Consider the following 5,976-nt stretch of genomic DNA (forward strand, 5'->3'; position numbering starts at 1 on the left):
GGAGCCGTACAGCTATACATGGAAGACCATATAAATCCAATCAAATTTCGGAAAAAAATATTAATTCTTCTAAGTTTTACGTAATCAACAATTAGATTAATCAACTCTGTATAAACAAAAAAGAAAGGTATATACCACATGGTTAAATAAAAATTACTCAAGAGCAATTTTTCAAAGAAACTATCATCCGACGGGTCAAAAGCACCCGCATAAAATGGATTCCAATAAAAATTTAAAAAGAAGACTAATACATACAACAACACCCCGCAAAAATGAGTAAGAAAGTACAATCTCTTATTTTCTAGAAATGATTCAAACAACAAGTTTAATTCAGTTTTTTGTCTTTTAAACTGATACATATTTAGCACCCCCAAACATAGCCAACCCCATAATGATTAGATTTTATGATACAACCTCCCATGAAATAATTGATTGCAATTGTCTGCGTATATAACACGAATCAGCTGCCGATATTCTTGATTATCGAAATTAAAGGCAGTAATCATTTCACTATGATTTTTAACACAACTCAGTGGAAAATCTTCTTCCGTTGTTTTGCCGTGTTTCTGTATTTTTTGCTGCCGTTTTAACCCTACCACATTGCTGGATACCAACAGAAGGAGCGGCAAATTTATCTATAAAAAAGTTAAAACAGCCCATTTCAGTACCCCTTTTTATTTGGAACTTTCCCAAAATTGTTGCGCCGTACCAACATTACCCTGCTTGTTTTTTCAGACAGGCATTTTTCCGCATAGCTTGTTTAGCAGGTGACTGTTGCATAAACACCCTATATTCTTTTGCACACTGCTTTGTCTGCTCTGCAATCAAATCTTTGATATTGCGCCATTATTCCGAAGCTTAGTTTATTTTTTCCGACTGATTGGCCTTGGCAATCGAAATATCACAAATAAATCTGATAGCTAGGCTTGAAGCAAGCGGCATGGAAAGGTAGCATGGCAATCTGCTTTATACAAGTTCCTTAATTAATGTAAAGTTATAATAATTAATATAAATACTCTATGAATCCGTCTGATACTCACTCACCACCGCCTGTTGCGCTTTCCGCGCTGATGCTGCTCGCCCACTATCACGGTATTTCCGCCAATCCCGCCGATATTTTGCATCGCTATGCGGCTGCCGGCGATTTGTCGCAAACCGAATGGCTGCTGGCGGCTAAGGATCTGGGGCTGAAAGCCAAGCCGGTATCGCATGATGTTTCCCGTTTGCATTTATTGGCTTTGCCGGCGCTGGTTTGGCGCGACGACGGCCGGCATTTTGTGCTGGCCAAGATTGATGGCGAGCGTTATTTGATTCAGGATCTGGCTGCAGGCAGGCCGGTGATCTGGAGCAAGGAAGAGTTTGCGGCTCAATATTCGGGCAGGCTGATATTGGTGGCATCGAGAGCTTCGGTGTTGGGCAGTTTGGCCAAATTTGATTTCACTTGGTTTATTCCGGCGGTGATTAAATACCGCCGTATCCTTTTGGAGGTATTGGCGGTATCGGTGGTGATCCAGCTGTTTGCGCTGATTACGCCGATGTTTTTTCAGGTGGTGATGGATAAGGTGTTGGTACACCGCGGCTTCTCGACTTTGGATGTGATTGCTGCGGCGCTGCTGGTGGTGACTTTATTCGAGGTGGTGCTGGGCGGTTTGCGTACCTATATCTTTGCGCACACGACTTCGCGGATTGATGTGGAGCTGGGTGCGCGCTTGTTCCGGCATCTGCTTTCGCTGCCGCTGGCTTATTTCGAACACCGCCGGGTGGGCGATACGGTGGCGCGGGTGCGGGAACTGGAGCAAATCCGTTCTTTTCTCACCGGGCAGGCGCTGACTTCGGTGCTGGATTTGGCCTTCTCTTTTATTTTCTTATTGGTGATGTGGTATTACAGCGGCTGGCTGACCTTGGTGGTATTGGCTTCGCTGCCGCTGTATGCAATTTGGTCGGCGCTGATCAGCCCGATTTTGCGCGCCCGTTTGAATGATAAGTTTGCCCGTAATGCGGATAACCAGTCGTTTCTGGTGGAGTCGGTAACGGCGGTGGGCACGATTAAGGCGATGGCGGTGGAGCCGCAGATGACGCGGCGCTGGGATCAGCAGCTGGCGGCTTATGTGCATTCGGGTTTCCGGGTCACCCGCTTGGCGACCATCAGCCAGCAGGGGGTGCAGCTGATTCAGAAACTGGTGACGGTGGCAACTTTGTGGCTGGGTGCGCGTTTGGTGATAGACGGGCAATTAACGGTGGGGCAGTTGATTGCTTTTAATATGTTGGCCGGCCAGGTGGCGGCACCGGTGATCCGTTTGGCGCAGTTGTGGCAGGATTTCCAGCAGGTGGGGATTTCGGTTGCGCGTTTGGGCGATATTCTGAATACGCCCACCGAGCATCCGGCTTCGCGTTTGGCTTTGCCGGATATTCAGGGGCAGGTGGATTTCGAGCGGGTTTCGTTCCGCTACCGCCCGGACGGGCCGGAGATTTTGCGGGATTTGTCGCTCAATATCCGCGCCGGCGAGGTGTTGGGCATTGTCGGCCGTTCGGGATCGGGCAAATCTACTTTAACCAAGTTGGTACAGCGTTTGTATGTGCCGGAGCGCGGCCGGGTGTTGGTAGACGGCAATGATCTGGCTTTGGCCGATCCGGCTTGGCTGCGCCGTCAGATCGGGGTGGTGTTGCAGGAGAATGTGTTGTTGAACCGCAGTATCCGCGACAATATCGCGCTGGCGGAACCGGGCATGCCGCTGGAGCGGGTGATGCAGGCGGCCAAACTGGCCGGGGCACATGATTTTATTATGGAATTGTCGGAAGGCTACGATACGGTGGTCGGCGAGCAAGGTGCCGGTTTGTCGGGCGGCCAGCGTCAGCGGGTGGCGATTGCCCGCGCACTGGTGGCCAATCCGCGTATTCTGATTTTTGATGAGGCCACCAGTGCGCTGGATTATGAATCGGAGCGCGCGGTGATGCAGAATATGCAGGCGATTTGCCGCGGCCGCACGGTGTTGATTATTGCCCACCGCTTGTCTACGGTACGCCTTGCCAACCGCATTATTGCGATGGATAAAGGGCAGATTGTGGAACAAGGTACGCATGAGGAATTGTTGGCGAAAGAAGGCGGTTATTACCGTTATCTCTATCAACTGCAAAACGGTTGAGTTTTCAGACAGGCATATCCGGGATGACTCTATATTAATATGCCAATATGCCTGTCTGAAAAAAACGCCGGGTGAGTTTAAACATACCATCAATAATAAATAACGATTGATTTTACATTATGGGCATCCGTTACCAAGTTTTTAAAGAGTTTGTCCGGCGCTATGCAACAGTGTGGCGCAATGTCTGGTCTGTACGCGACCAGCTGGATCCGCCAAAGCGCGATGAAGACGAGCGTGCTTTTTTGCCCGCCCATCTGGAGCTGACCGAAACGCCGTTATCTGCCGCACCCAAATGGATAGCCAGGCTGATTATGTTGTTTGCGCTGTTCGCATTGGTTTGGTCGCTGATCGGTAAGATGGATATTGTGGCGGTGGCGCAAGGCAAAACCACGCCCGGCAGCCGCAGTAAAACCATACAGCCGTTGGAAACGGCGGTGGTGAAAAATATTGCGGTAGCCAATGGCGAACATGTGAAGACCGGCCAGCTTTTAGTGGAGTTGAGCGGCATCGGCTCGGATTCGGATTACACCCAATCCTCGCAAGCTTTGCAGGCTGCCCGCTTAACCAAGCTCAGGCAGGAAGCGGTGTTGGCGGCGCTAGAAAAACGGCAGGCTCCGGTATTGGATAAAGAACAGGCCGCCCAATGGCAGCTGCCTGACGATGATTTGGCCGCTGCGACGGTGCTGGCTCAGAACCAATACCAAGCTTGGCAAACTCAGGATGCCCAGCTTCAGGCCAGCCTGCGCGGCCATGAAGCGGAATGGCGCTCCTTGGCGGCACAAGTGCGCAAGCTGGAGCAAGTGGGCAAGATCGAAAGCAAACGCACTGCCGATTTCAAAGAACTGCTGGCACAAAACTTTATCTCCCAACATGCTTATTATGAGCAGGAAAGCAAACTGATCCAGAATCAGAACGATCTGGCCAGCCAGCGCAATCAGATGCAGCAGGTTCAGGAAAACATCCGCCAAGCACAGCAAAACCGTCTGCTCAACAGCCAAATGCTGCAGCGGGATACCCGCGATGCCCTGCGCCAAGCCGACGAGCAAATCGAACAGTTGGGCGGACAAACCGATAAGGCGCAGCAGCGCCAACAACTGATGACCTTGAAATCGCCGGTTAACGGAACGGTACAGCAATTGGTTACCCATACCATAGGCGGTGTGGTCACTGCGGCGCAACCGATTATGGTGGTGGTGCCCGATGAAGAGCAGATGGAAATCGAAGCTTTGCTGCCGAATAAAGACATCGGCTTTGTAAAAGCCGGGCAAGAAGCGGTGATCAAAATCGAGTCCTTCCCCTATACCCGCTACGGCTATTTAACCGGCAAGGTGAAAAGCGTCAGCTTCGATGCGGTCGAACACGAGCAGCTGGGATTGGTGTTTGCGGTTTTAATTACGCTGGATAAAAACTATTTAATGATAGACGGACAGAAGGTCAATCTTACCGGCGGCATGAACGTAACGGCAGAAATCAAAACCGGCAAACGCCGTGTTATCGATTATCTGCTCAGCCCCTTGCAAACCAAAGTAGACGAAAGTCTGAAAGAGCGTTAAGGCCATGATGAACATGCAAAAACATCCCTTGGCCGCGTGGGCGCTCTTTGGCTTGTTAAACGGCACGGCACCGGCTGCCCATGCTTTTGATTTGTATCAAGCCTGGCAGGCTGCCAAAGCCTATTCGGCAGACTATTCCGCCGCCCGCTACAACCGTGATGCCGAAACCGAACAAAAGCATCAGGCGCGTGCCGCTTTGCTGCCGCAGGTGTCGGCCAACGCTTCCTATCAGAAACAGCCTCCTTCTTTATCCAGCACCACCAGCAGCAAAGGCTGGAATATTCAGGCCAGCCAAGTGTTATACGACAGAAGCCGTTGGGCTCAGTACCAACAAGGCAAGCTGGCCGAAACAATGGCAAACGTTAGGTTGGCAACGGTCGAAAACACCTTGCTTGCCGATGTCGCACAGGCTTATTTTGAGGTCTTGCTGAATCAGGATAAATTGCTTGCTATCCGTGAGGAAAAGACCGCCTATGCCGAGCAGGTGCGTCAGGCACAGGCTTTATTCGAAAAAGGTGCCGCCACCATCGTCGATACCCATGAAGCCAAAGCCGGTTACGATACTGCTCTGGCCAAAGAGATCAGTACACAATCCGCCCTGATGGTGGCCCAAAACAATTTGGCCAATCTAACCGGCCTCAACCCCGAACAGATCACTTTAGTTGCCGTAGAGGCGCAACCCGATTTGTTGTCCGGCAGTAAAGAGCAGGATTGGCAGAAAACAGCCGAGGGCAATCATCCTGAATGGCTGTTGCAAAAACTGGCTTTGGATAACGCCAAACTGAACACGACCGCCGCCCGTAGCGGCCATCTGCCGAAACTAAGCCTGAACAGCGGTTATCAGGATTTCCGCAACACACAGGAATACGGCGGTCGCGAACAGTCGTACCGAAGCAAAGGAAGCACGCTGAGCGTTCAACTGAATGTCCCTTTATACAGCGGCGGCCAGATCTCCAGCCAAGTACGGGAAGCGGTTGCCCGCGAACGGCAAACTGAAGAACAACTCACCGCCACCGAACGCAAAGTGAAATTGGCCGTGAAACAAGCTTACCAGCAAACCTTCAGCAGCCATTACCAAATTCTCGCCCAACAACGCTTATTAAAGTCCAGCACCGCAAAATTAGAAGCCACCCGACTGGGGCGTCAGGTAGGAGTACGCAGCAATCTGGAAGAGATACAGGCACAGCAAAACCAAGCAGATGCCCGGCAGAAACTGGCAGAGGCGCGGTATAGTCATATTAATGCTTATATCCGGCTATTGCAGAACAGCGGTGTGTTAA

At 50.8% G+C, this 5,976-nt stretch carries 3 protein-coding genes; all 3 read left to right on the forward strand.

The annotated features are described in order from the left end of the window. Positions 1–1,019: 1,019 nt before the first annotated feature. Positions 1,020–3,143: a type I secretion system permease/ATPase gene (locus Q4C79_RS12790; protein WP_303091409.1), complete on the forward strand. Its 2,124-nt coding sequence runs from the start codon at positions 1,020–1,022 to the stop codon at positions 3,141–3,143. A gap of 119 nt (positions 3,144–3,262) precedes the next feature. Next, positions 3,263–4,696 carry an HlyD family type I secretion periplasmic adaptor subunit gene (locus tag Q4C79_RS12795; protein ID WP_303091410.1) on the forward strand — a complete coding sequence of 478 codons (1,434 nt, stop codon included), beginning with the start codon at positions 3,263–3,265 and terminating at the stop codon, positions 4,694–4,696. Positions 4,697–4,700: 4 nt separating this feature from the next. After that, positions 4,701–5,976: TolC family outer membrane protein (locus Q4C79_RS12800; RefSeq protein WP_303091411.1), on the forward strand; the 1,276-nt coding region annotated here is incomplete at its 3' end.

Origin of the sequence: Neisseria sp., from assembly GCF_030523955.1 — a bacterium.
In the GTDB taxonomy this organism is placed as follows: Bacteria; Pseudomonadota; Gammaproteobacteria; order Burkholderiales; family Neisseriaceae; genus Neisseria.

What these genes read in the sequence shown, in the direction of transcription:
- Q4C79_RS12790 (WP_303091409.1), top strand. Translation starts at nt 1,020, where the DNA reads ATGAATCCGTCTGATACTCACTCACCACCGCCTGTTGCGCTTTCCGCG.
- Q4C79_RS12795 (WP_303091410.1), top strand. Translation starts at nt 3,263, where the DNA reads ATGGGCATCCGTTACCAAGTTTTTAAAGAGTTTGTCCGGCGCTATGCA.